This window comes from Arthrobacter sp. 10N43 (genome assembly GCF_056394525.1).
Window position 1 is genome coordinate 223,286 of the sequence record NZ_JBFTIA010000003.1, and the last position, 24,201, is coordinate 247,486.

General features: G+C 67.6%; 24 protein-coding genes, 1 tRNA gene and 1 other RNA gene. 15 read left to right on the forward strand and 11 right to left on the reverse strand.

The genetic code is table 11. The annotated features are described in order from the left end of the window. Positions 1–6 precede the first annotated feature (6 nt). Entirely contained in the window at positions 7–423 is a 417-nt protein-coding gene (locus AC1DDO_RS05845; RefSeq protein ID WP_476971613.1) for an SRPBCC family protein, read from the forward strand. A 68-nt stretch (positions 424–491) separates the two neighbouring features. Here AC1DDO_RS05845 and AC1DDO_RS05850 read toward each other — a convergent pair whose 3' ends face one another. Both AC1DDO_RS05850 and AC1DDO_RS05855 read right to left on the reverse strand, forming a co-directional pair. After that, positions 492–1,895 carry a sensor histidine kinase gene (locus tag AC1DDO_RS05850; RefSeq protein WP_476971614.1) on the reverse strand — a complete coding sequence of 468 codons (1,404 nt, stop codon included), beginning with the start codon at positions 1,893–1,895 and terminating at the stop codon, positions 492–494. Positions 1,896–1,918: 23 nt separating this feature from the next. Next, positions 1,919–2,602: a response regulator transcription factor gene (locus AC1DDO_RS05855; RefSeq protein ID WP_441408031.1), complete on the reverse strand. Its 684-nt coding sequence runs from the start codon at positions 2,600–2,602 to the stop codon at positions 1,919–1,921. Positions 2,603–2,734: 132 nt separating this feature from the next. Here AC1DDO_RS05855 and AC1DDO_RS05860 point away from each other — a divergent pair, with 132 nt between their 5' ends. Both AC1DDO_RS05860 and AC1DDO_RS05865 read left to right on the forward strand, forming a co-directional pair. Continuing rightward, entirely contained in the window at positions 2,735–3,166 is a 432-nt protein-coding gene (locus AC1DDO_RS05860) for a hypothetical protein (protein WP_476869596.1), read from the forward strand. 72 nt (positions 3,167–3,238) lie between these two features. Continuing rightward, entirely contained in the window at positions 3,239–3,883 is a 645-nt protein-coding gene (locus AC1DDO_RS05865; protein ID WP_441408033.1) for a TetR/AcrR family transcriptional regulator, read from the forward strand. Positions 3,884–3,945: 62 nt separating this feature from the next. Here AC1DDO_RS05865 and AC1DDO_RS05870 read toward each other — a convergent pair whose 3' ends face one another. Next, a complete protein-coding gene (locus tag AC1DDO_RS05870) occupies positions 3,946–4,623 on the reverse strand; it encodes a LytR C-terminal domain-containing protein (protein WP_476971615.1) in 678 nt (225 codons plus the stop codon). Beyond that, positions 4,616–4,915, reverse strand: coding sequence for a type II toxin-antitoxin system VapB family antitoxin (locus tag AC1DDO_RS05875; protein ID WP_476869612.1), 300 nt, complete (start codon positions 4,913–4,915; stop codon positions 4,616–4,618). Before AC1DDO_RS05875 ends, AC1DDO_RS05870 begins: the two co-directional genes overlap by 8 nt. A gap of 175 nt (positions 4,916–5,090) precedes the next feature. Here AC1DDO_RS05875 and AC1DDO_RS05880 point away from each other — a divergent pair, with 175 nt between their 5' ends. Together AC1DDO_RS05880 and AC1DDO_RS05885 are read left to right on the forward strand one after the other, a co-directional pair. After that, positions 5,091–6,005, forward strand: coding sequence for a hypothetical protein (locus AC1DDO_RS05880; protein ID WP_476869598.1), 915 nt, complete (start codon positions 5,091–5,093; stop codon positions 6,003–6,005). 120 nt (positions 6,006–6,125) lie between these two features. Beyond that, entirely contained in the window at positions 6,126–7,760 is a 1,635-nt protein-coding gene (locus tag AC1DDO_RS05885) for a stealth family protein (protein ID WP_476971616.1), read from the forward strand. A gap of 86 nt (positions 7,761–7,846) precedes the next feature. Here the strand turns inward: AC1DDO_RS05885 and AC1DDO_RS05890 are convergent, their stop codons facing one another. The 4 genes from AC1DDO_RS05890 to AC1DDO_RS05905 all read right to left on the reverse strand — a co-directional run bounded on the left by AC1DDO_RS05890 (position 7,847) and on the right by AC1DDO_RS05905 (position 12,537). Further along, a complete protein-coding gene (locus AC1DDO_RS05890) occupies positions 7,847–8,788 on the reverse strand; it encodes a phosphodiesterase (RefSeq protein WP_476869600.1) in 942 nt (313 codons plus the stop codon). A gap of 238 nt (positions 8,789–9,026) precedes the next feature. Next, positions 9,027–10,238, reverse strand: coding sequence for a formaldehyde dehydrogenase, glutathione-independent (gene fdhA, locus AC1DDO_RS05895; RefSeq protein WP_476869601.1), 1,212 nt, complete (start codon positions 10,236–10,238; stop codon positions 9,027–9,029). Between the two features lie 216 nt (positions 10,239–10,454). After that, positions 10,455–10,940 carry a glutathione peroxidase gene (locus AC1DDO_RS05900; protein WP_476869602.1) on the reverse strand — a complete coding sequence of 162 codons (486 nt, stop codon included), beginning with the start codon at positions 10,938–10,940 and terminating at the stop codon, positions 10,455–10,457. 178 nt (positions 10,941–11,118) lie between these two features. Next, the gene (locus AC1DDO_RS05905) at positions 11,119–12,537 is read right to left on the reverse strand and encodes a M23 family metallopeptidase (RefSeq protein WP_476869603.1); all 1,419 of its coding nucleotides are present in this window, start codon (positions 12,535–12,537) and stop codon (positions 11,119–11,121) included. A 285-nt stretch (positions 12,538–12,822) separates the two neighbouring features. Between AC1DDO_RS05905 and AC1DDO_RS05910 the strand changes: the two genes are divergently transcribed. Next, entirely contained in the window at positions 12,823–13,734 is a 912-nt protein-coding gene (locus tag AC1DDO_RS05910) for an oxygenase MpaB family protein (protein WP_476869604.1), read from the forward strand. A 155-nt stretch (positions 13,735–13,889) separates the two neighbouring features. On the opposite strand, the gene AC1DDO_RS05915 is transcribed toward AC1DDO_RS05910, so the two are convergent. Further along, positions 13,890–13,974 (reverse strand) — tRNA-Ser (locus tag AC1DDO_RS05915). Between the two features lie 595 nt (positions 13,975–14,569). On the opposite strand from AC1DDO_RS05915, the gene ffs reads away from it, so the two are divergent. The 5 genes from ffs to AC1DDO_RS05940 all read left to right on the forward strand — a co-directional run bounded on the left by ffs (position 14,570) and on the right by AC1DDO_RS05940 (position 20,921). Next, an RNA gene (gene ffs / locus AC1DDO_RS05920) (signal recognition particle sRNA small type) lies at positions 14,570–14,666 on the forward strand. A gap of 27 nt (positions 14,667–14,693) precedes the next feature. Beyond that, positions 14,694–17,783 carry a DNA polymerase III subunit gamma and tau gene (locus AC1DDO_RS05925; RefSeq protein WP_476971617.1) on the forward strand — a complete coding sequence of 1,030 codons (3,090 nt, stop codon included), beginning with the start codon at positions 14,694–14,696 and terminating at the stop codon, positions 17,781–17,783. A gap of 51 nt (positions 17,784–17,834) precedes the next feature. Beyond that, positions 17,835–18,434 (forward strand): recombination mediator RecR, encoded by a 600-nt coding sequence (gene recR, locus AC1DDO_RS05930; protein WP_090579574.1) that lies wholly within the window; start codon positions 17,835–17,837, stop codon positions 18,432–18,434. Between the two features lie 61 nt (positions 18,435–18,495). Next, a complete protein-coding gene (locus tag AC1DDO_RS05935) occupies positions 18,496–19,485 on the forward strand; it encodes a GNAT family N-acetyltransferase (RefSeq protein ID WP_476971731.1) in 990 nt (329 codons plus the stop codon). A gap of 77 nt (positions 19,486–19,562) precedes the next feature. Continuing rightward, complete coding sequence (locus AC1DDO_RS05940; protein ID WP_476971618.1) at positions 19,563–20,921, forward strand: aspartate kinase; 1,359 nt, start codon at positions 19,563–19,565, stop codon at positions 20,919–20,921. A gap of 121 nt (positions 20,922–21,042) precedes the next feature. Here the strand turns inward: AC1DDO_RS05940 and AC1DDO_RS05945 are convergent, their stop codons facing one another. Further along, positions 21,043–21,237: a hypothetical protein gene (locus AC1DDO_RS05945; RefSeq protein WP_476869607.1), complete on the reverse strand. Its 195-nt coding sequence runs from the start codon at positions 21,235–21,237 to the stop codon at positions 21,043–21,045. Between the two features lie 143 nt (positions 21,238–21,380). Then, positions 21,381–21,605 carry a hypothetical protein gene (locus AC1DDO_RS05950; protein WP_441408046.1) on the reverse strand — a complete coding sequence of 75 codons (225 nt, stop codon included), beginning with the start codon at positions 21,603–21,605 and terminating at the stop codon, positions 21,381–21,383. Between the two features lie 79 nt (positions 21,606–21,684). On the opposite strand from AC1DDO_RS05950, the gene AC1DDO_RS05955 reads away from it, so the two are divergent. The 4 genes from AC1DDO_RS05955 to AC1DDO_RS05970 are packed head-to-tail and all read left to right on the forward strand — an operon-like array spanning position 21,685 to position 24,168. After that, on the forward strand, positions 21,685–22,185 hold the full coding sequence (locus AC1DDO_RS05955; protein ID WP_476869608.1) for a MarR family winged helix-turn-helix transcriptional regulator: 501 nt from the start codon (positions 21,685–21,687) through the stop codon (positions 22,183–22,185). Between the two features lie 27 nt (positions 22,186–22,212). Further along, positions 22,213–22,803 (forward strand): SSI family serine proteinase inhibitor, encoded by a 591-nt coding sequence (locus AC1DDO_RS05960; RefSeq protein ID WP_476869609.1) that lies wholly within the window; start codon positions 22,213–22,215, stop codon positions 22,801–22,803. A 4-nt stretch (positions 22,804–22,807) separates the two neighbouring features. Next, positions 22,808–23,779 (forward strand): 3-methyladenine DNA glycosylase, encoded by a 972-nt coding sequence (locus AC1DDO_RS05965; RefSeq protein ID WP_476971619.1) that lies wholly within the window; start codon positions 22,808–22,810, stop codon positions 23,777–23,779. Continuing rightward, positions 23,776–24,168, forward strand: a complete 393-nt coding sequence (locus AC1DDO_RS05970) for a serine protease inhibitor (protein ID WP_476869611.1) — start codon at positions 23,776–23,778, stop codon at positions 24,166–24,168. The genes AC1DDO_RS05965 and AC1DDO_RS05970 overlap by 4 nt, the downstream gene beginning before the upstream one ends. Positions 24,169–24,201 lie beyond the last annotated feature (33 nt).

The window sequence follows — 24,201 nt, forward strand, 5'->3', positions numbered from 1 at the left end:
TGGCCCATGGCACCCCTTGAGGCCCAAAGCCTGATCAATGCCCGGGGCTCCACCGTCTGGGAGATCATCACCGATTCGGGCAACTTCGCGGTGTGGCCATCCGGCATCGCGGAAGTGACGGGCGAGCTCCGGAACGGAGGAACCATCCGGGTCCGCACCCGGCATGCTGGCAGCACGAGCGTCCGCCTCCGGGTTGAACAGATCCCCGGCGAGGTCATGACCTGGACGTGGGGCATCCTGCCACGGCTCGGGGCGTTCAGGCGCACTTTTGTCTTGACGCCCCTGGACGCCATGACGCTCCTGGCAGTCAGGGATGAAATCAGCGGTCCGCTGCGGCCCTTCATCCTCTCCCCCTTCGGCGCCGAGGAAGACCTGGCCGGGTTCGTGGCGGCCGTCAAACAGCGTGCCGAAATCCTCGGATAACGCGTCCGACGGCGGGCGGCCGGCTTCCGCCCGGCCGCTCCGACATCAGGGTGGACCCGCCGGTGACCTTAGGCTGATCTGAACGTCACACAGGCGTCCAGGCCGGCGGTTCCTGTTCCGGTTCCGGGTGTTCTGGGTGTTCCGGGCGTTCCGGGCGTTCTGGGCGACAGCGAAGCGTCGGCGCCGCTGGCCCGGGCCAGCTGGTGCACGATGGACAATCCGAGGCCGCTGCCCTCGCCGCTTTGAGACCCACGCCAGAACCGGCTGAAGGCCCGGTGGCAGTCCTCCAGGGACAGGCCCGGCCCCTCGTCCAGGATGTGCAGTTCGATGATGCCTGGCTGTTCACCGTGGGAAACCACGAGCTGGATCAGCGACCCCGGCGGGGCGACGGCAAGGGCGTTATCGATCAAATTGTCGATGATCTGTTCAGCGGCCCCGGGCAGGACCAGGACGTCCGCTGCCGGCGGGCCGTCCAGGCTCAGGCGCACGCCTGTCTCCTCCGCGAGCGCTTCCCATTGTTCCTTGCGGGCCTTCGCCACGGCGACGAGATCCGTGGTAACAGGGACAGCGGAGTTGCCTTCAGCCTTGCTGAGCAACAGCAGGCCATCGATGATGCGCTGCAGGCGGTAGGTCTCCTCCAGGGAGGCTGCCACCATGCTTCGGCCGGCTTCAGGGTCGGTCGGGATTGTGTCGACCGCGTTCTCGAGCCTCAGCCGCAGCCCCGTCAATGGGGTGCGGAGCTGGTGGGAGGCATCGGAGGCGAAGCCGCGTTGCTGCTCGAGCAGGTCCTTGAGCCGGTCTGCCATGCGGTTGAAGGATCCCGCCAAGGCCTTGAGTTCGGGCGCTCCCCCTTCATCGGTGCGGGTGTCCAGGTTCCCGCCGGCGAGGAGCTCCGTGGCGGTCCGCAGCCGCTGGAGTCGCCTGGTCACGGCACCGGCCATGACGTAGGCCAGGATGCCGGCGAGCAAAACCGTGGTTCCGGCGACGGTCCAGATGGTCCGCAGCTGCCCGTTCACCTGCTCGGCCACCACTGAGGCAGGGTAGGTCAGGCGGACGACGCCGGAAATCTTCTCACCGCTGAGGACGGGGACCGCGACGTAGAGCAGATCCAGGCCGAGTGTCTGGGAATACCGTTGCCCGGCGTTGATCTGCCCGGCCAGTGCGGCGGCAATTTCGGGCCGTGAACTGTATGGCGATCCGGTGGCGGCCTGGTCGTCATCCGAGGTCGCCACGGCCGTCCCGGCGGCGTCGACAATCACCACCCGGGCGCCGCCCGCCTCGCCGTACCGGCGCACGTCGGCGGCCACCTCCGGAGACACGGGGCCGCCGGCCCTCAACGCATCGCCGGCCCTTCCGGCCAGCAGGAACGCATCGCGTTCCAGGGAGGTGGTCAGTCGCTCACGCTCAACGCGGACCAGATAGTTCCCCAGCGGAATGTCCTGCACCAGGACCACCAGCAAAGTGGTGAGCATGAACGCACCAATCAGCCTCCATCTCATCCAGGCACCCCAAGCCTGAACCCGACGCCCCGGACCGCCTCGATCCAGCCGGGATCACCGAGCTTCTTGCGGATCCCCGCTATGTGGGCATCCACCGTCTTCGTGGTCCCGTACCAGTCCCCGTCCCACACGGCGCGAAGGATTTCACGCCGCTCGAACACCGCGCCCGGCTCCGCCGCAAGGAAGTACAGGAGGTCAAACTCCTTTGCCGTCAGATAAACCTCGGCGCCGTCGAGGACCACGCGGCGGGACCGCTGGTCAATGCTCAGGCCGCCGATGTTCCTACTCAGTACCGACCCGGTCCGGCCGTCCGGGAGCCGCTCGTCGGAGCGGCGGGCCACTGCCCGGATCCTGGCGATAAGTTCCCGCATCCCGAACGGCTTGACCAGATAGTCATCGGCGCCCAGTTCCAACGCCAGCACCCGGTCGATCTCCTCGTCCCGTGCACTGACCACGATGATCGGGATGGCGGTCAATGCACGAATTCCACGGCACACATCGGTTCCGTCCATGTCCGGCAATCCCAGATCCAGGAGCACAAAATCCGGGCTGGCCGTACGGACCACGTCCAGGGCCTGGCCGCCCGTTCCGACGTGGCTGGCCCCGAAGCCGGCGCGGCCCAGCCCTTCAAGGACTCCGGCGGCCACCGATTCGTCATCCTCCACTACCAGGATCTGCATACCTGATTATGTTCCTGCCCACTGCAATTCGCGGGGCAATCCACGCGGTTTGGCCGACCGTGTGCGCAAACTTGGACAGATCTTGGATTTCCCGAAGACCTGTCCTTTCCGTTGAATTCCTAGGGTTGAGTCATGAAAACAAAAACAATCATCGTCCTCACCACCGCGGGGATCCTCCTCACCGGATCAGCGGCCCTCGCAGTCAACGTTCAGACCCTGAACGGCCCGCAGCCCGGGTCGACTTCCCCTGCCAATACCGTGCTTCTGCCGCAGAACTCCACCAGCGCCACCAGCGCCACGTCCGCGTCCCCCGCGTCGACGCCCAGCCCTTCGACCACCGTCGAAGACCGAAGCCCGGCACCTTCGCCGAGCCCTTCGGCCAGCGATGACCGGTCCCGCCACACTTCCGTCCCCACCAGCCCTCCCGCGCCCGACGACCGGACCACCGCCCGCTCCCCCGTCCCGGTACCGGCTCCCCCCCGGGCCAGCGAACCAGGGGATGACCACGGCGGCCACGGCAAATCCGAGCCCGGTGACGACAAGCATTCAGGGAGCGATGACTGAGACGAGCCGCGAAGGCCGTGTCACAGTCCACCACCCGCCTGATTTAGTGACAGATCGCGCTAAAGTGTCCGTATGCCTAGGATTTCGGCCGCGAGCAACGCCGCCCAACGTGCCGAGACCCAGCGCCGCATCCTGACCGCTTTCGGGGAACTCCTCTTCACCCACGGGCTGCCCGGCCTGACCATGACGGACGTCGCGCGCCACGCCCGGATCGGCCGTACCGCCGTCTACAACTACTACGCAGACATCGAAGAGCTCCTTATCGCCTACGCACTGGACGAGACGGAGCGGTTCCTGCTAGATCTGCGCGAATCGCTCGAGGCACTGGAGAACCCGGTGGAACGGCTGGCCGTCTACGTCCGGGCCCAAGTGGAGGACCTGAGCCGGCGCCACCTGCCGCCGGGGCCGGCCATGGCGGCAGTGCTTTCGCCGTCGTCGTTCGCCAAGCTCGCCGACCACGTGGGCGAGCTCAGTGTGCTCCTGCGGGGGATCCTGCGCGACGGCATGGCCCAGGGCTACCTTCCCGAGTCGGACATCGCCCAGCTCGCCCAGCTCATCCACGGCACGCTCTCCTCGAGTGCTGCCCGGGGCGACGGGGCCGGCCAAGATGCCGAGGCGGAGGCGCGGGTCGCCCGGACAGTGCGGTTCATCCAGCTGGGAGCCGGGGCCAGGTTCGACGACGCCGGCCGCCCCGTCCGCGGGGCAGCCAGCAGCTAGCCGCCGACAGCTGGGTTGCGGTACCGGCCCCCCACTACCTGCGGAGCGCCGGACGAGCGCGGCTAGCCCGCGGTGGGTGTCGCCGTCGGCGAGAGGGGCACCGTGGAGTCATCGACGATCCGCCGCTCCTCGCGAGGGCAGCTGAGCCGGCCCGGCGTCTGGTCCACGAGTTCCGGTTTGGCCAGTTCCTTGAAGTCGGCAGTAATGATGACGTCCACGCTCGGGTCCGTGCGGCCGTCCTGGAAATAGTCCGAACCCGGCACATTGCGCTGGACGCTGAAGGCAGCCGACTGTCCGGCGGCACCGGAGACGACCAGCGCCACGCCGCGGTAGCTCGACGTCGTGTTCGAGATGGCGCCGACAATGAATTTCCGGGCGGCGAGCTGGTCGGCGACGCTCCGCGCCAGGCCCGGACGGCTCGTGGAGTTGTAGACGTTGACGTTGACCTTCTCCGGCGGGGTGTAGTCGTACGTGGCCGCCGGGCATACCGAGACCGCAGCCTTGCTCCGCTCCGCCACGGGAAGCTTGATCTGGCCGTTCATGATGGCAACGGCCACGATTATCGCCGCCGCAAGCAGGCCCACAAGCATCACCAGGACAACGCCATGCACGATCCTGCGGCGCAGCCGGACCGGGTTGTCCTCCGTATTTTCCTGCTCTACGAACGTGGCCCGCAGCTCGGAGCCACTGACCACGCGGTGCCCGTGCAGGACGGTGATGTCTCGCGGCTTCCTAGCCATTTATCACGAGGACCCGAGCGTGGATTGCGGTGCGCTGGTGCAGCGCGGTGCGGACCGCCCGGTGCAGGCCGTCTTCAAGGTAGAGGACGCCGCGGTATTCCACGACGTGCGGAAACAGGTCACCGAAGAACGTGGAGTCCTCGGCCAGCAGGGCCTCAAGGTCCAGCGTGCGTTTCGTGGTCACCAGTTCATCGAGCCGGACAGGGCGCGGCGGCAGGGAGGCCCAGTCCTTGGGCGTGGTGTAACCATGGTCGGGGTACGGGCGTCCCTCGCCCACAGCTTTGAATATCACCATGCCAGCCTATGGAACTTGGCCGCCCGAAGGAATCACTGTCCACGGGCGGCGTGAGGTTGTGGCCAAACGGTAACCATTTGTCACACGGCCGCCACCGCTCGCATCCGGCGCCAGGCCGGCGATCTTCTGCACAGTTCACGCAAAGGCCCCGGGCGACTGTCAGAATAGCCATATGACTTCACCCGAGACTGCCCCTGTTCTGTCGCCGTCGGCCCCTCTGCTGGCGCTGCTGCTCGACGTCGACGGTCCGATCGCGAGCCCGGTCACCCGCGATGTGCAGCCCGGAATCATCGCGGACCTCCTGGCCCTGGCCGCCGCCGGGGTGCCGGTCATCTTCAACACGGGCCGGTCGGATGCGTTCATCCGCGAGCAGGTCATGGACCCGATGATCGCCGCCGGCATGCCCGCCGGCACGCTCATCCACGCCATCTGCGAGAAGGGTGCCGTCTGGTTCAGCTACACCGCGGAGGGCCCCGGCCCGGTCCACGTGGATCACGAGCTCGCCATCCCGCAGGCCTTCGGCGACGACGTCCGCCGCCTGGTGGCCGAGGACTACTCCGCCCACATGTTCTACGACGAAACCAAGCGCGCCATGGTCTCCGTGGAGCAGCACATTGCCGTCGCCAACCCGGACTACCGGGCCGAGCAGGAACTCTTCGACGCCGACGCCATGGGCCTGATGTCGCGGCACGGACTCGGCGTGGTGCGGCTGGACCACCACGTCCCCGATTCTGATGACCAGGTCGATTTCCGCGTCGATCCGACCATCATCTCCACCGACATCGAGTCGGTGCGGCTGGGCAAGGACCTGGGCGCGAGCCGCGCGGTGGAGTTCCTGGCCGCACAGGGCATCACGCCGCAGGCCTGGCGGACGGTGGGCGATTCCCGCACCGACTACGCCATGGCCGACTGGCTGCACCACAACGACCACGCCGTGAAGCACGTGGATGTCCGGCCCGCGGACGGCATCCCGGTGAAACCCTACGAGGTTCTCACCGCCGCCGATCTGGGGCTCGGCGAGGACGTGATCCACGACGACGCCGGTGCCGCCTTCCTGCACCACTGGCTGGCCGTCGTCACCGGCTGAGGCCCGTTCCGCCGTCGGTTCCGCCGGCTCGTTTGCCGGCGCCTTCTGACGTCACATTCCGCCGTCACACACGCCAGGCCGCGGCCGGTTTTCCGCAACAATTTTGAGGCCCGCGTTATCATGCAAGTAGACGCCAACGCACTCAAAGAAACGGGAGATCCAGACATCACCGACGCAGCGATCCAAGACGAGATTTACTATGGCAGCCAGGCATCCGCGGACGCCCACGCCGAGATCACGTCGGCGGCCGCCGTCGCCAGATTCCGGACCCGCTCCGACGTTGTCCGCCACCGCGGCCGTTTCGCACTGATCAACGAGAACCGCACGCCGTTCCAGGCCATGGTAGAGGACCTGATGTTCCTGCGTTCCGTCCTGGCCGACGCCAGCATCAGCTACCTGCTGGTCCGCGGCAACAACCACCGCCCGGTCGTGGCAGTCGACTGGAAAGACCGCAAAGAACTCCGCCACGCCCTCGTGGAGGCGTGCCGCAACGAGCCGTTCTACTCCATGAGCGTGGACGCCAAGAAGAAGTCCTCCGTACTGGTGGCCGACGGCGAGCTTTCGCCGAACCGCCAGGCCCGGATCTTCCGGCTGTACCGGCCCAGGGTGGAGCCGGAAGGCGGTCTTGAGTTCGGCGCTTCCGCCGGCGTGCAGCTGGAACTCTGGAGCTTCGAGGGCGACCAGCTGATCCTGCCGATCGAGAACTCCCTGACGCGCCGCACCATGCTGGCCCAGGATGCCGTGCGCGGCACGGTGGAACGCTACGGCCACACCTGGCCCACCATCGAGAACATGTTCGCGGACCATGCCAGCGACATCAGCTTCGACGTCGACCTCGTGTTCTCGTGGGTTGACGGCAGCTCCCCGGAGTACATCGCGGCCCGCCGCGCGCGCATGGCCGGCGTGGTGGTGGGCGAGGGAGATGACCACGAGGCCCGCTTCCGCCAGATCGATGAGCTCAAGTACGCCCTGCGCTCGATCTACATGTTTGCGCCGTGGATCCGCCGGATCTTCATCGCCACCGATTCCCCCACGCCCTCGTGGCTGGCGGACCACCCGGGCGTGACGATCGTCCGCAGCGAAGAGTTCTTCGCCGACCCTGAGGTGCTGCCGACGCACAACTCGCAGGCCGTGGAATGCCAGTTGCACCACATCGAGGGGCTCTCCGAGCACTTCCTGTATTCCAACGACGACATGTTCTTTGGCCGCGCGGTCGGGCCGGACATGTTCTTCACCCCGGGCGGGATTACGAAGTTCATTGAGGCCGAGACGCGGATCGGGCTGGGCGACAACGACGCCGAACGCAGCGGCTTTGAGAACGCCGCCCGGGTGAACCGCAAGCTGCTCTGGAACCGCTTCGGCCGGATCACCACCCGGCACCTGGAGCACACGGCGGCGCCGCTGCGGCGCAGCGTGGTGGAACAGATGGAACAGGAGTTCCCGGCCGAGTTCGCCAAGACCGCCGCGAGCAGGTTCCGGGCCGCGGACAACATCTCCGTGACCAACTCGTTTTACCACTACTACGCGCTGCTCACCGGCCGGGCCGTAACCCAGACCGCGGCCAGGGTGAAATACGTGGACACCACGGCGCGGGCCGGCCTGAACTACCTGCCCAAGCTCCTGGCCAAGCGGAACATGGACTTCTTCTGCCTCAACGACGGCAGCTTCCCGGAGGTCCCGGCGGAAGAGCGGGCCGAACTGGTCACGGGGTTCCTGGAGAAGTACTACCCGATCAAGGCGCCCTGGGAGAAGTAACGTTCCGTGACCAGGTCACGGAACTGTCCCGGGTCTCAATTCAGGGTGCGACTCAATTCAGAGTGCGACTCAATTCAGGGTGTGACTCAATTCAGGGTGGTGAACCGGCGGTGCGCCGGCGTGCGGGACGGCGCCTCGAGCTTGGCCTTCTCCGGGATGACGATCCCCGCGGCCGAGAGCCGGCGCTGGACTTCCTCGGGAGAGACAAGCTCGCCGACTACCGGCGTGTCGCCGAGCAGCGCCACGGAGTGCACGATCGTGTGCTCGTAGACGTGGACCAGGTTGAACGCCTGGCCGCCGTCCCGGCCACGGGTGCCGCCCACGGGAACGTTTAGATCCTGGGTGTAGCAGGTGGCTGAGGCCACGGACACGGGGATGCCCGCGAACGTTGCGGTGGTCGAGTAGTGTAGGTGGCCGCCCAGGATGGCGCGGACATCGGAGTTGCGCAGCACGCCGGCGAGCGCCGACTGGCCCCGGAGCTCAACGAGCACGGCAAGATCCAGCACGGAGGGCACCGGCGGGTGGTGCAGGGCAAGGATGGTCCCGTCCGGGGCGGGGGTGGCCAGTTCGGCGGCGAGCCAGTCCAGCTGGTCCTGGCTCAATTCGCCATGGTGGAAGCCGGGAACGGAGGTGTCCAGGGTGATGATGCGCAGCCCGTTGACGAAGTAGCTGTGGTCCACCGGCGCGTCATTGTCGGCCTGGTCCAGGAGCCCGGCGCGGAAATTGGCCCTGTCGTCGTGGTTGCCCATCGCCCAGATGACCTTCGCCCCGAGGGCCTTGCAGGCCGGATCAACGATCGCGCGGAGCTTGGCGTAGGCTTCCGGTTCCCCCAGGTCAGCCAGGTCGCCGGTGAAGATCACGGCTTCGGGGCGGGCACCGGAGGCGTGGACCTCGTCGAAGAGTTGCCTGAGCAGGGCTTCGCTGTCCACGACGCCGTGCAACGGTTGCGGACCCCCCAGCAAGTGGGGGTCACTCAGGTGAAGTAGGAAATGACGTGGCCGGGGGTGTTCGGCCTCGATGCGCTCCATTGCTGCCTTCTTGGTTGGGTGGAAGCGGTGCTCCCAGGGTCCCTCTCAGTAAGAACTATCCAATCAGACATTAGGCAAACAATGTTAAAACTGGGACAGGCATATTGGAAAAATGGGCATTAACAGGTGGCGCACCCTCACATGCTCCTGCCGGCATATGCGGGCCGCCACCGCCCGGCGGCGCACTCCGAATCCCCACGTCAGCGGGGACGGGCAGCTCCGCCGGGCCGGCCTTCCGCTAGCTGAGGTAGCCGTTCGGGTTAAGCACGAACTTGGTCGCCGCGCCGGCGTCGAATTCTGCGTAACCTTTGGGCGCATCTTCCAGGGCAATGGCCTTCGCGTTGACGTTCTTGGCGATATGGACCTTGTCGTGCAGGATCGCCATCATCAACTGCCGGTTGTACTTCATGACCGGACACTGTCCCGTGGTGAAGCTGAGCGACTTTGCCCAGCCCGTTCCGAGGCTGAGGGACAGCGAGCCTTTCTGAGCCGCCTCATCTATGCCGCCCGGGTCCCCTGTGACGTAGAGCCCGGGAATGCCCAGGGCTCCGCCGGCGGCCGTGACTTCCATTAGGGAGTTCAGCACCGTGGCCGGTGCTTCCTGCGCTCCGGCACCGTGGCCCTTGGCCTCGAATCCCACAGCATCAACGCCGCAGTCGACTTCCGGGACGCCGAGGAGCTGCTCGATTTGCTCCGCCGGGCCGCCCTTGCTCAGGTCGACGGTCTCGCAGCCGAAGCTGCGTGCCTGGGCCAGCCGGTCCGCGTTCAGGTCCCCGACAATCACGACGGCGGCACCCAGCAGCTGGGCGCTGGTCGCCGCCGCCAGGCCCACGGGTCCCGCGCCGGCGACATACACGGTGGAACCGACGCCGACGCCCGCGGTGACCGCGCCGTGGAATCCGGTCGGGAAAATGTCCGAGAGCATGGCCAGGTCCATGATTTTTTCGAGGGCCCGGTCCTTGTCCGGGAATTTCAGGAGATTCCAGTCGGCGTACGGCACCAGGACGTAGTTGGCCTGGCCGCCCACCCAGCCGCCCATGTCCACATACCCGTAGGCGCTTCCCGGCCGGTCGGGGTTGACGTTCAGGCAGATGCCTGTCTTGCGTTCCTTGCAGTTCCGGCAGCGTCCGCAGGCGATGTTGAACGGAACGGAGCAGATGTCCCCCACCTTGATGAATTCAACGTCCGGGCCCACTTCCACCACTTCGCCGGTGATCTCGTGCCCAAGCACCAGGTCCGCGGGGGCCGTGGTGCGCCCCCGGACCATGTGCTGGTCCGAGCCGCAGATGTTCGTGGCTACGGTCTTGATGATGGCGCCGTGGCGCACCTGCCGGCCCACGTTGGCGGGGTTGACCCCCGGACCATCCTTGAGTTCAAAGCTGGGGTAGTCAATGTCGATCAGTTCGACTTTTCCCGGCCCCTTGTAGGCAACGGCCTTGTTCCCTGTCATCTCGTTCCTCCTGCTTTCACGGGCCGCACGCGGGGCCCTGATGTGATTGACGAAGTTCTTTGATGCGCCCTCCGCAGGGACACCTCGGCTGGACCGCCGACCGGCCGCCGTCAAGGATGACTAGGCCGCGGGTATGCCCGGATTGGTGGAGGGTTCGGCCAGTCTAGACGCTAAGCATGCTTAGGGATAGTGGCTTCAGGGACTGGGCGAACGGGCCTACTTCAGGGCAGCCTCAACAGCTTCGATGATTTCCGGCGCGTCCGGCTCCACGGTGGGCGCAAAGCGGGCGATGACCTCGCCGTCGCGGTTCACGAGGAATTTCTCGAAGTTCCACTTCACCAGGCCGGGAAGGATTCCGTTCTTGAACTTGGTGAGCTCCGCGTAGAGCGGGTGCTGGTTCTTTCCCCGGACGTTGGCCTTGGCTGTCAGCGGGAAGGTCACGCCGAAATTACGCTGGCAGAACTCGGCGATCTCGGCGTCGCCGGCGGGCTCCTGCCCCGCGAACTGGTTGCAGGGGACGCCGAGGACCTGGAACCCTTGTTCGCGGAATTTGTTGTGCAGCGCCTCGAGTCCTGAGTACTGGGGCGTGAAACCGCACTGGGACGCCACGTTGACCACCAGCACCACCTCTCCCTTGAAGCGGCCAAAGTCGGTCTCGGTGCCGTCGATGAGGGTCAGGGGGATGGAGTGCAGGGCTGTCATGGGGCGTGTCCTCGCGATGTCTGTGGTCTGGAGCAATTGTCCGGAACTGGTCACTTCCATTATTCGTCACCGAGGCGCGACTGTATGGGTAGGCATCGCAGAGGGGCCGCGCGGGGGCGCCCGGATGCCGTCGAGGACGGGCGTGCCTGCCTCCCTGCCGGGGAGGACCTCGTGGTGGCTAGTGGATCGACGTTGCTGTCGGCGTTGCCTTAGGCGTTGCCGTGGGCGACTTTGTTGTGGCCGTCTTCGTGGCCGTCTTCGTGGCCGTCGACCGGCTGGCAGCCTCGGTCGCCGTCGCAGAGGCCGTCGCCTTCGCGGGTGCAGACATGGTGACTGATGGCACTGCGGCCACCGGAGGGGTCGGCTTGGCGGCGGCCGTTGCCGACGGGGTTGGAGTTGGCGTGGGTGTCGGGGTTGGTGTCGGGGTTGGTGTCGGGGTTGGTGTCGGCTTCGGAGTCGTCGCCTTCGTTGCGGTGGCGGAGGGCGTTGCCGACGGCGTCGGCGTCGGCGTCGCAGTCGGGGTGGCGGGTCCCGTAGGCGCGGCAGATCCGGTCGGCGATGCGGAGGGCGATGCCGTCGGCGTCGGCGTCGCGGAAACGGTGCCTGTCGGCGTCGGTGTGGCCGAAGCGGTTGGCTTAGCCGTGGGCGATGGTTTGCCGGATGGCTTGTTGGCCGCGGCTTCGGTGGCTGCCGCGGAGGCACTCGCGGACGGCTTGGCGGCCACCGCGGCAGGCTGTTCCTGAACGCCGCCGGCCACCACGTGGGTCAGGTCCTCGCGGACAGGGATCGCCCAGCCAATCCCCGCGTTGGTTTCCTTACCGGCGTCGGGCGCGTAGCTGGTCATTTCTATCGGCCCGAGTTGGTCCACCTGCTTGATCGGGAGCCACGTCCAGTCCCTCGGATCGGTGTGGGAGCCGTTGAGGATCGTTTCGAAATGAAGGTGGCAGCCTGTGGAGGAACCGGTGGTCCCCACCCGGGCAATGACCTCCCCCACCCGCACGGAGTCTCCCTTGTGGACCGCAATCGCCTCCAGGTGGTTGTACGTGGTGATGAGACCGTTGCCATGGTCGATTTCCACCCGGTTGCCGCCGCCCCACGGATGCCACCCGACGGCCCTCACCACACCGGCGTCGGCCGCGTAGACCCGGGTGCCGCAGGGCGCCGCGAAGTCCTGGCCCCAGTGGAATTCGCCCGCGACCCCCGTCAGCGGGCTGGTGCGAAGCCCAAACGGGGACGACGGCACCAGCGATTCCAGCGGTGCCATGAGGAAACCAGCCGCGGGCCGGCTCAGCGACGCCGAGGCCACATTGAGCTCGCCGCCGACGCCTTCACGGTTTACCGTGCCCACCGTGGTCCTGCTGAAGGCCAGGAGCGCCTGGGCATCCGCAGTGACGGCCCCCGGGGTCCCCGCGGACCCCGCGGCATTCGTGGCGCCGGTGGCGGCCAGCGGGTCCAGGGTTTCAGGTCCCACGGCTCCGGACGGCTGCATGGTCGCGGTCGCAATGACGGCGGAGGCCCCGTAGGGCGCTTGTGCGCTCAGCCCCTGAAAGCCGCCGAACGCAAGAACGGCCAGGGACAGGCAAAGACCCCCGGACACACAGCGCGCGGCAATAGTCCGTGCCCTGACTGCCTGCTCACTCGATGAGTTTCCCCAGTGTTTTCCCACGATGTGACTCCCGCAATATGTCCGCCAGACCCCAATCTTCACGGACCCATCTCCCTATGTGACCACAGACGGCCGGGTCTGTGAACCGTCAGCGCGCCCCTTTTGCGGCACCAATCCGCAATCCCCGGATGCCCCCAGTAACCGGCCCGCGGCGACCCAGTAGTCCCTCGCGAAATTGCAGGTGTCCAGCGGCCCGGAGCCGGGTAAGAATGAATCATGCGCAACGTCCTCGGCGAATGGCAGGCCGAACTCAAAGAAGCACTCACCGGGACGCGTGATGCGGTGCCCGAGTGGGTGCCGCACCTCGCGGAGGGGGATGACGCCGGTTACCACCTGCCGGGCTCGGCAGTCTGGGCCGTGCATGGGGACATGCCCACCATCGTGGCGGGGATCCGGGCACTGCTGATGCAGGCGCTCCACCCCGGCGCGCTGGCCGGCGTCCACGATCACTCCCGCTTCCGCGAAGACCCCCTGGGCCGGCTGGCGCGCACGATCCGATGGATCTTCACCGTCTCCTATGGCTCCACGGATGCGGCCCGGGCTGCGTCGGACTGGGTCATCCGGCTCCACCGCACCGTGCGCGGAGAATTCGTGGATGGACACGGCATCCGCCGCAGTTATGCCGCCAACGATCCCGAGCTGCTCCGCTGGGTTCACATTGCCTTCACGGACGCCTTCCTCTCCACCCACAAGCTGTGGGGGCAGCCGATTCCCGGCGGACCTGACGCCTACGTGCGCGAGTGGGCCCAGGCCGGCCGGCTGATGGGTGTGGAGGCCCCTCCGCTGAGTGAGGCGGAAATGCGGCAGCAGCTGGACCGCTGGTACGACGACGGCGAGCTCCGCTGCGACGAACGGGTCACTGAAACGGTGGCATTCATCCGCAACCCGCCCCTCCACCCCGCGCTCAGGCCGGGCTACCGGGTGCTGTTCGCCGCCGCCGTGACCAGCCTTGAACCCCGATACCGCGAGCTCCTGGGCCTGCACACCGCGAGGCTGGGCCCGATTCCCCTGCCGGTAACCCTGGCCACGCGGGTCACGCTCCGGGTGGTGCATCTGGCCCTGGGCCGGGTGGGTCCGAGCGAGCAGGCCGCCCGGGCCCGCCTGCGCCGGCTGGGCTACCGGGCCTGACGAGGTGGCCGGGCGGGGCCAGGGTTGGGTGGCGGGGCGGGCCCTGAGCTGGACGCCGGCTTCCGGGCCGGGCTGCCGCAGGCCTGGCCTGGCCTGGTGCAAGGCGAGGGTGCCAAGACGCAAAAAGGCCCCGGTCCGAGGACCGGGGCCAACCGCGGAGAATGGGGGATTTGAACCCCCGAGGGCGTTAACCCAACACGCGTTCCAGGCGTGCGCCATAGGCCGCTAGGCGAATTCTCCAGTAGCTTTTGAATCAAAAGCAGATACTAGAATACCTGAACTTTCCAGCATCGCCCAATTGAGCCCTCCCGGTCCCCGTTGGCCCCCTCCGGGGACATGCCCCGCAGCCGGCGCGAGAGCTGGACATAATCCCATCCTGCCCGCCCCTGCCCGCGAAAAATGAGCATGCCCCCCGCTGTTTGCCCCCACCACCGGACATGCCCCCCACGCCCACCGCGGGACATGTTCCTCGGCCCACAGGGGGCTGGACACGATCCCAACCCGCCCAGTCCTAACCGCGAAAAATGGGCATGTCCCCTGCGGCACACCTCTCGGAGTGGACGTGCCCCGCGGCCCACACGAGGGCTGGACATATTCCCAATCCGCCCAGTCCCAACCGCGAAAAATGGGCATGTCCCCTGCGGCTCTCCCCCGTCACCGGACATGTCCCGCCGCCGCACGCCCCCACGACCGGACATGCCCCGCGGCCCACACGAGGGCTGGACATGATCCCAATGCGCCCAGTCCTAACCGTGAAAAATGGGTATGTCCCCCCGGGGAAGACGGGCAGGGCCGGGCCGATTCGAGGCACACCCAAACGTCAGGTAATATTGCTGACGGCCCCTCATGTGGCGTCATCCTGTTGAACTCCCCCAGGACCGGAAGGTAGCAAGGGTAAACGGGCTCTGGCGGGTGCATGAGGGGTCTTTTATGTCTGTGCCGATTGGTAGGGTTTATCTGTGACTGTTACTACCGCCCTATACCGTCGATACCGCCCCGATTCGTTCGCGGACGTTATCGGGCAGGAGCACGTCACCGAGCCTCTCATGACGGCCCTGCGCAAGAACCGCGTCAACCACGCCTACCTCTTTTCCGGCCCCCGCGGCTGCGGCAAAACCACGTCGGCCCGCATCCTGGCGCGCTGCCTGAACTGCGCCGAAGGCCCTACCGACACCCCTTGCGGCAAGTGCCCCAGCTGCGTGGAACTTGCCCGCGGCGGTTCGGGCTCCCTCGATGTCATTGAGATTGACGCCGCCAGCCACGGCGGCGTGGACGACGCCCGCGACCTCCGCGAGCGGGCCACCTACGCCCCGGTCCGGGACCGCTACAAGATCTTCATCATCGACGAGGCCCACATGGTCACCTCGGCCGGGTTCAACGCCCTCCTCAAGATCGTCGAAGAGCCACCGGAACATATCAAGTTCATCTTCGCCACCACGGAGCCGGACAAGGTCATCGGCACCATCCGCTCCCGCACGCACCACTACCCCTTCCGGCTGGTGCCGCCGGAGCCCCTCATGGCGTACCTGGAACTGCTCTGCACCCAGGAAAACGTGCCCGTGGCGCCTGGCGTGCTCTCGCTCGTCATCCGCGCGGGCGGCGGTTCCGTGCGCGACTCCCTCTCCGTGCTGGACCAGCTCATGGCCGGCGCCGGACCCAACGGCCTGGACTACGAGCTCGCGGTCGCCCTCCTGGGCTACACGCACGCTTCCCTGCTGGACGACGTCGTCGAGGCCGTCGCCGCATCGGATTCCGCCACCGTCTTCCGCGCGGTGGACCGCGTCATCCAGACCGGGCACGATCCCCGGCGCTTCGTCGAAGACCTGCTGGAACGCTTCCGCGACCTCATCATCGTCCAGGCGATGCCGGAAAGCGCGCAGTCGATCCTCCGCGGCATGCCGGCGGACCAGATCGCGCGGCTGCAGAACCAGGCGCACAACCTCGGGGCTTCCGAACTCTCCCGCGCCGCGGATGTCACCAATACCGCGCTCACGGACATGACCGGGGCCACGTCGCCGCGCCTGCATCTGGAACTGCTGTGCGCCCGCATCCTGCTGCCCAGCTCCGAACAGTCAGAGCGCGGCATCGCGGCCCGGATCGACCGCGTTGAGCGGCGTTTGAACTACGCCGGGAACGACGTCGGAGCTCCACTCGCCGGCGCTCCCGCACCTGCCGCCGTCTCGCCTGAGCACCCTGGACAGACCGCTTCTCCACTGCCGCCTGCGGCGCACATGCCCGACACGGCTTCGCACCCGGCACCTGCCGCCGCAGCCGTCGCCGCCACATCCACGCCGCCCCGGGCCGAGCAGCCGCCGGCCACTGCCCCTGTGTCGGCGCCGCCCGCTCGGCGGGACGAGCCTGTCCGGGAACCGCTCACGGCACCCCGGGTCAGCACCAGCGACTGGCCCGTGGACGAACCCGCGGCCGCCGGCAGGCCAGCGCCCGCCCAGGCCCGGGCCACCCCGGCTCCGTCAACGGCCTCCGCGCCAACCGCCAGCCCGGACGTCGAGCCCGCACGGGCGGCCGCGCCCGAGCCGGCACCGCAGGCGCCCGTCCGTTCCGAGCCGGCTCCGGCCGCAACGGCGCCCGTCGCTGCCCCAAGCCCAGCTCCCGCTGCTTCCGGCTCTGGAGCCGATGTGGAGGTTTTGCGGCGTGCCTGGCCCGAGATCCTGCAAACGCTCACCAAGATCAAGCGGAGCACCTGGGCGCTGGTGGAACCCAATGCACAGGTGGGCCATTTCGAAGACCACGTCCTGACCCTCGCGTTCACCACCACAGGGTTGGCGGGTGCGTTCGGCCGGGCCGACCACGCCGAGAACCTCCGCCAGGCGATCCACAAGACGATCGGCATCGATTGCCAGATCCGTGCCGTGGCCGGCGGCAGCAACAGCCCAGCGAGCGCTGAGCCAAACCCAAAAGCTCCGGCTAGCCAGGACGCCCCGGCGGCCCCGGCAACACAGGCAACCTCGCCGACGTCGGCCGACGTTGCGTGGGGCCTGAGCCCGGCCCCCCAGCCGCGGGAGTCTGCGGCCAACGCAACGGCTGACACCGCCCCGACCGCTGCGCCGGCACTGGCACCGGCCCAGAAGCAGCCTGCCCCCGGCCCCACGGACACCGCCCCGGCACCGCAGCCCGGGGAGCCTGCCGCCACCAACGCGTCCGCAGCGGAAGTGCAGGCGCCTGCTCCTGCAGCCAAAACCCCGCTCCGCGCGGCTGAGCCGGCTGTCGAAGCGGCCAGCCTGGCGGAGGATTCAGGCTCCTATGCCGACCCTGACGATGACTGGGGACCGCCGCGGGATGAGGACGCCCCGCCGCTGGACGAAGAGCCACCGATGGATTGGGATCCGTCACCCGCCGCCGCGCCGCGCCGCCCCGAGCCGGCGGCAGCGGCTCCAGTCCGCAAGTCCCCGTCCGCCTCGGCAGCCAAGGCCGCAGGCTCCCCCGCCGGGAAGCCAACCGCAGGCCAGGACACGTCGGCTGACGCATGGGCCCGCGCCGTCGAGGAGTCACCGGGCGTCTGGACCGTCGGCACGGATTCGAACCTCGGCACGTACTCAACGGCGGACGCAGAGCCCGCGGCACCCGAGCCTGAGCCGGCGCCCGTGTTCTACGAGCCGGCGGCTGCACAGATCCCGGAGTACGCCGGCGTCGTGTCCGCACCGTCCGGACAGACCTCCGAGCACGCTTCCCGCGCGGACGCGGCCCCGGCGCCGGCCGCTCCGGCCGCTGCCGTACCGCGCGTGGCTGCAAGTGCCGTTGCCGCTGCTCCTGCTCCGCCGTCTGCCGTCCCCGAGGTTGCTGCCATGGCGGGAAGGCAAAGCCTGTACCAACGGCTGTCGAACAGCCCCGAGGCCGAGGCCGGACGGGCGAAAGCCCCCACCCGCGCAGCTGCCGCAGCCACCGCGTACGTTCAGGACATCCCGAGCGCCGACGACGAAACCATCGAGGAATCGGGAGTCTTCGGCCGCGCCGCCGTCGAGCGTATTCTGGGCGGGAAACTGGTGGAGGAGCGCTCCCTGGATGGAAGCCCGCTGCCGCCCCGCTTCTAGCAAACCCCCTGCCGGCTGGCCCCGGCCCCACTCCAAACGAACGAGGACATTGTGTACGAAGGCGCAGTTCAAGAGCTGATCGACGAGCTCGGACGCCTTCCCGGGGTTGGGCCCAAGTCGGCCCAACGGCTGGCCTTCCACATCCTGGAGGCGGATCCCCAGGACATGAAACGCCTCGTCGATGCCATCACCACCGTGAAGGAACGGGTCAAGTTCTGCACGGTGTGCGGCAACGTGACGGAGCAGGAACTGTGCAACATCTGCCGCGACCCGCGCCGGGATCCCTCCGTGATCTGCGTCGTCGAGGAATCAAAGGACGTCCTGGCAGTGGAGCGCACCCGGTCGTTCCGAGGCAGGTACCACGTGCTGGGCGGGGCGATTAATCCAATCGCCGGCATCGGTCCGGAACAGCTCCGGATCCGAGAGTTGCTCACCCGCCTCAACGACGGCGCCATCCAGGAAATCATCATCGCCACCGACCCCAACCTGGAGGGCGAGGCCACGGCGACGTATCTTGCCAGGATGCTCAAGTCGATTGGCATCGCGGTCACCCGGCTCGCCTCCGGCCTGCCCGTGGGCGGGGACCTGGAATACGCTGACGAAGTTACGCTCGGCAGGGCCTTCGAGGGCCGCCGTAACGCGCTGAGCTGACGGGCTCTTGGCAGTTTCCGGCAGCGGCGCCCCTGCCCCACTCCTCACCGAGCGGCTGCTGTTGCGTCCGCTAACAGCGGACGACGCCGGCGCCCTCCTTCAGTTCCGCGGTCACGCCCAAGCCACCCGGTATCTTTCCCACGGGCCACTGACCCCGGAGCAGAACAGCGCCCGACTCCAACAGGCGCTTTCCGCGGCGGCGGCCTCCACTGCCGAGTGGTTTCACTTCGGCTGGGCGATCGAGCTCCGGGCCACGGGTGAGGTCGTCGGGGACGGCCGGACCTGGAACGCGCAGGAGCCCCCGGCGCCCGGCCGGATTCCCGCAAAGGCAGCCAGCCTCGGCTACGTGCTGCACCCGGATCATCACGGGCTCGGGCTGGGCCGGGAGGCCGCCGGCGCCCTGGTCGACTGGCTTTTCCATACCCGCGGCAGCGAGACCATATTCGCGGGGTCTACGAGCCGAATCTTCCTTCGCGCAGGCTGTTGGAGGGCCTGGGCTTCCGGAAGGACCGCTATTTCCCCGTTGCCGAGGACACGGCGGGAAAACAACTGCCTTCGTGGCGCTACCGGCTGGACCGCGGCTAGGACCTGCCGGACATGCCCCGTGCCTGCGACAGCCCATGGACATGTCCCGCGGCCACCCCCAGGACCACCGGACATGTCCCGCACTCACACCACCAACCACTGGACATGTCCCGGGTCCGGGGCGAGGAACGGGCACAATGCCCTGATGCCCACCCCTGGCCGCCAAGAATGGGCATGTCCCGCGCTCACGGACCACCACGTTGTCTACCCTAGACACCCACCCTCCCGCACCACCGGACATGTCCCGCGACCGCACCCCTTACCACCGTCCATGTCCAGCACTCGCGCCGAGGAATGGGCACAATGCCCTGATGCCCACCCCAGGCCGCCAAGAATGAGCATGTCCCGCAGAACGGGAGGGCATGTTCACTCCCGGCATTCAGCGCGGGGCATGTCCGGGGTGAAGCCCGGCAAGGCATGTCTAGCATTCGGTCACAATTCAACGGGGCACGGGCGGCGGCGATAAACTGGGAGAAGAAGTTACGCCGTCGCGCCATTTGGTTGCCTGGCCCAGAACCCCGATGATCCAGTGAGGGTGCGCGAATGAGTTTGCCCACAACCGAAGTCCAGCCCGGATCGCAGCCGCAGACGCTGCCCGTCTCGGCCGCCACCACCAAGCACCTTGTCGTGAAGAAATTCGGCGGTTCCTCGGTGGCGGACGCGGAGGGCATCAAGCGCGTCGCACGCCGGGTGGTGGATGCCCAGAACGCCGGCGACGAGGTCGTTGTGGTGGTCTCCGCCATGGGCGACACCACCGATGAGCTCCTTGACCTCGCCGGGCAGGTGACCGATTCCGCGCCCGCCCGCGAAATGGACATGCTCCTTTCCGCCGGCGAACGCATCTCCATGGCGCTGCTGGCCATGGCCATCAACAAGTTCGGCGCCTCGGCCCAGTCCTTCACCGGGTCCCAGGCCGGCATGATCACCGACGGCATCCACGGCAAAGCCCGGATCATCGCCGTCGACCCGCACCGCATCCGCACCGCCCTGGACAAGGGGCACATCGCGATTGTGGCCGGATTCCAGGGTATGAGCCACACCACGAACGAGATCACCACGCTCGGGCGCGGTGGTTCGGACACGACGGCGGTGGCCCTCGCCGCGGCGCTCGAGGCCGATGTGTGCGAGATTTTCACCGATGTCGACGGCGTCTACACGGCCGACCCGCGCGTCGTCGCGTCCGCGAAGAAGATCGACCGCATCTCCAGCGAGGAAATGCTGGAACTGGCGGCATCCGGCGCGAAGATCCTGCACCTGCGCTGCGTCGAGTATGCCCGCCGCTTCGGTGTACCGTTGCACGTCCGTTCCTCATTCAGCCAGAATGAAGGCACCTGGGTCCTGCCCGGCGCCGATGACAAGATTACGACTCAAGAGGGAGTTGCCTTGGAGCAGCCAATCATCTCCGGCGTTGCACACGACCGTTCCGAAGCCAAGGTCACGGTTGTCGGCGTACCGGACATCCCCGGCAAGGCTGCGGCGATTTTCCAGGTCATCGCGGACGCCCACTCGAACATCGACATGATCGTCCAGAACGTCTCCACCCACGGCACGGGCCGGACGGACATCTCCTTCACGCTCCCGATCGTCGAAGGCGCCGAGGCCCTGGCTGCCCTGCACGCCGCGCAGGAGCGGATCGGCTTCGAGAGCATCGAATACAACGAGAAGATCGGCAAGCTGTCGCTGATCGGCGCCGGCATGCGTTCCCACCCGGGGGTGTCCGCACGCTTCTTCGCCGCCCTCTCCGAGGCGGGCATCAACATCAACATGATCTCCACCTCGGAGATCCGGATCTCCGTGGTCACCCACGCGGACCTACTCGACGACGCCGTCCGCGCCATCCACAGGGCGTTCGACCTCGACAGCGAGGACGAGGCCACGGTCTACGGCGGCACCGGCCGCTAAACAGTCGCCAAGGGGCCGGCACAAACAAACCGGCGGCGCACCCGGGCGGGCCCCGGCCGCACAAGAGACGCACAGAGATGGAGAAGGGAGCGGCGCCTGCCGCTCCCTTCTCTATCTCTTCTCAGACCTCTTCTTTCCAGAGGTCCGTCTTCCGGACTGCATAGTGGTGTCCGTGCGAGTCCGTCTCGACCTCAAAACCTGCCAGGTCATCGTCGGAGGCGTGCTCGAAGTCGTCATGCCGGTGGACAACAGGCGCCGCGGTGTCGCCCCGGTTTGCCGGTCCGAACAGAAGCCTCAGCTTGTCGGTCGCGTTCATGAATCGCCTGACCGCTTGTGTCACTGGTCCCACCCCCTTTCCTCGTCCCGGGTGGTTCAGGAAGCTGCACAGCGGTGTGTCAGTGCCCTCATTTTACGCCCGGACGTGCGAAATGGCCCGGGTGGGTGCCGTGGAAAAAGGGCCTACCGCAGGGACTTGTCGTCCGGGTTCCGGGGCACCACATAGGTGCTGCCGTCGGGCCGGTGCAAGGTCTCCCACTGTTCGGTCTCGGCCTGCCGCATCGCCAGCAGCCGCCGGTTCGTCTCGGTCATCTCGTGACCGAGCGAACTGCGGTTGGCCGGGCCGAAGACGGCCCGGAACTTTCCGGTGGCCCGCATGAACCTCTCGACGGCGTTTTCCTTGGCCATGGCTATCCTTTCCTGGGAACAAGACAATGCTCCCAGTGTACGCTAATCATTAGTGCACTAATCATCCGAAGGAGCCGGTGTGACCGAAAGAACCCCAACAACCCAAGCAGCGCAGGACTCACAGGCAGAGCGGGACGACCTCCTTCTGGAGCAGCAGCTCTGCTTCGCCCTGACCGTGGCCTCCCGCAGCGTCGTAGGCGCCTACAAACCCGTCCTGGACACGCTCGGCCTGACCCACCCGCAGTACCTCGTCATGTTGTGCCTCTGGGAAGCGAGCCCACGGTCGGTCCGCGACATCAGCGACGCCCTGGCCCAGGAGCCTGCAACCATCTCGCCCCTGCTGCGCCGCCTTGAAACTGCCGGATTCATCACCCGCCAGCGGATGGAGGGCAACGAGCGCACCCTCGATGTCCGGCTGACGCCCCGCGGTGCCGCCCTTCGAGAGCAGGCCACCGCCGTCCCGGGCATCATGATGGCCCGGCTGGGCCTGACGCGGGAACAGGTCGGAGAGCTGCACGCGACCATGATGGACCTGATCGCCGCCACACGCCCGGGCCCGGATGAGGTGCCCCGGCGGTAGACTGGGCAAAACAGAGGAGGACTGCTGATGCGTACGCAATCGGGCCGCCCGGCACTTGTCCTGGCGGCCGTCCTGATGGCCGTCGCCGGCTTGACCGCCTGCACACCGAACAGCGGGCCCAGCCCCTCCCCCTCTCCCAGCACGACGACGGGCACCCCTTCCGCGTCGCCCTCCCCCTCGCCAACGGCGCCGTCCGGCTCCCCTTCGCCGGAAACAGAAACGACGTCCCCGGCACCGTCACCCTCCGCAGTCCCTCTGCCGTCCGGCCCCGGACAGGGCAACGCCGAGCTCGCCATCATGATCAAGCCGTCCGAAACCGCCGCCGCGACCAACTTCACCCTCGTCTGCCAGAACGGGGTTCCCGCGGCCGAAAGCCAGCACCCGAACCCGGCCGCGGCGTGCATCGCCATCAAGAACAACCCGGCCATCCTCAGCCCGGTTCCGGCCGGCAAGGACCGGACCTGCACCCAGCAATACGGTGGCCCGCAGGTGGCGACCGTCACCGGCGTCGTGGACGGTCACCCGGTTCAGGCAACCTTCAGCTTGAAAGACGGCTGCGAAATCGCCGCCTGGAACGCCGCCAAGGACGTCCTGGGCTCATCCGGCGGGAAGAGCTAGGCCCTTGCATCTCCAGCAGGAAGAATGGCTGCCGCGCCAGGCCGCCCACCAGCAGCGCGTCCGCCGCTACGCGGACCCCTACCTCGAGCGGCGCTCCGCCGGGCGGAAGCACCCGGTGGAGGACTTCCTCTTCACCTACTACACCCAGAAGCCCGGACAGCTGCTGCGCTGGCATCCGGGCGCCGGCGTCGCGCTCTCCGGCCCCGAGGCAGCGGCGCGGACCGGCTGGAAGTACTACCGGGCGGCCGACGACGCCGAACGCGCCGCAGCCGGGCTGCCGGCGGACTCGCCGGCGGTGACTGTCGACGTCGGTGCCTTCCTGCGGGAACGCCGGGAGGCACTGCAGTTCGCGGGGATCATCCTCGCCGGGACCGCCGCGCGTCCGGCGCAGTTCGGCTGCTTCGGGCTGCACGAGTGGGCTATGGTCTACCGGCAGGACAAGTTCGACCTCCGGCACGAGTACCTGCAGCTGCGGCTGGGGTCCGGGCGCACCGACGAAGTGGTGGAGGAAAACCGGATCCGGTGTTCGCATTTTGACGCCTTCCGTTTCTACACGCCGGACGCTGTTCCGCTCAACAGCCTGGTGCCCAGCAGGGAGAACCAGAGAACCCTGGAGCAGCCCGGCTGCCTGCACGCCAACATGGACCTGTACAAGTGGGCCTACAAGCTTTCCCCGCTGCTGCCCAGCGAAATTGTCATGGACTGCTTCGAACTCTCGTGGCGGATCCGGGCCATGGACATGCAGGCCTCCCCCTACGACCTTGCCGACTGGGGATATCCGGCCATCCGGATTGAAACACCGGACGGCAAGGCCGAGTACGTTGAATACCAGCGGGCGTTCGCGGCCGAGTCGCAGCGGCTCCGGGAACGGCTGCTGCAGGAGCTGACTCCCCTGCTCAAAGCCGCCGCCATGACCGGCCCCGCGACCGGAGACCGGCATCCGGCGCCGGACAACACCGCGAAGGGACCGTCATGACCGACACCGCCAGCCCGCAAGACGCCGCGCAGGACCGCAGCGACGTGGACCTGACCGTCCGCCTCACGGAGGCTCCCGGCGGCCCCGAGTACATGTTCCGGCTGAAAGCCGGCGACGGCGGCCCCTCCGCCGCCTCCACCCTGCCGGACCCGGCTGCTGCCCTGGATGCCGTCCGGCGCCACGGCGAGGCCATCTTCTTCCCCCAACCGGGTCCGCCGCGACTTTGCACGCAGCAATACGGCGGTCCGCAGACCGCCATCGTGACCGGCTGGTACCTTGGCCGCCAGGTCAACAGCCGCTTCAGCCGGACCGACGGCTGCGAGATCGCCCGCTGGCGCGCCCTGGCGCCGCTGCTCGGCGGCACTGCGGGGAGCACGGGCGCCATCTGACTCTTCAGCCGGCACTGACGCGCCGTTGCCGGT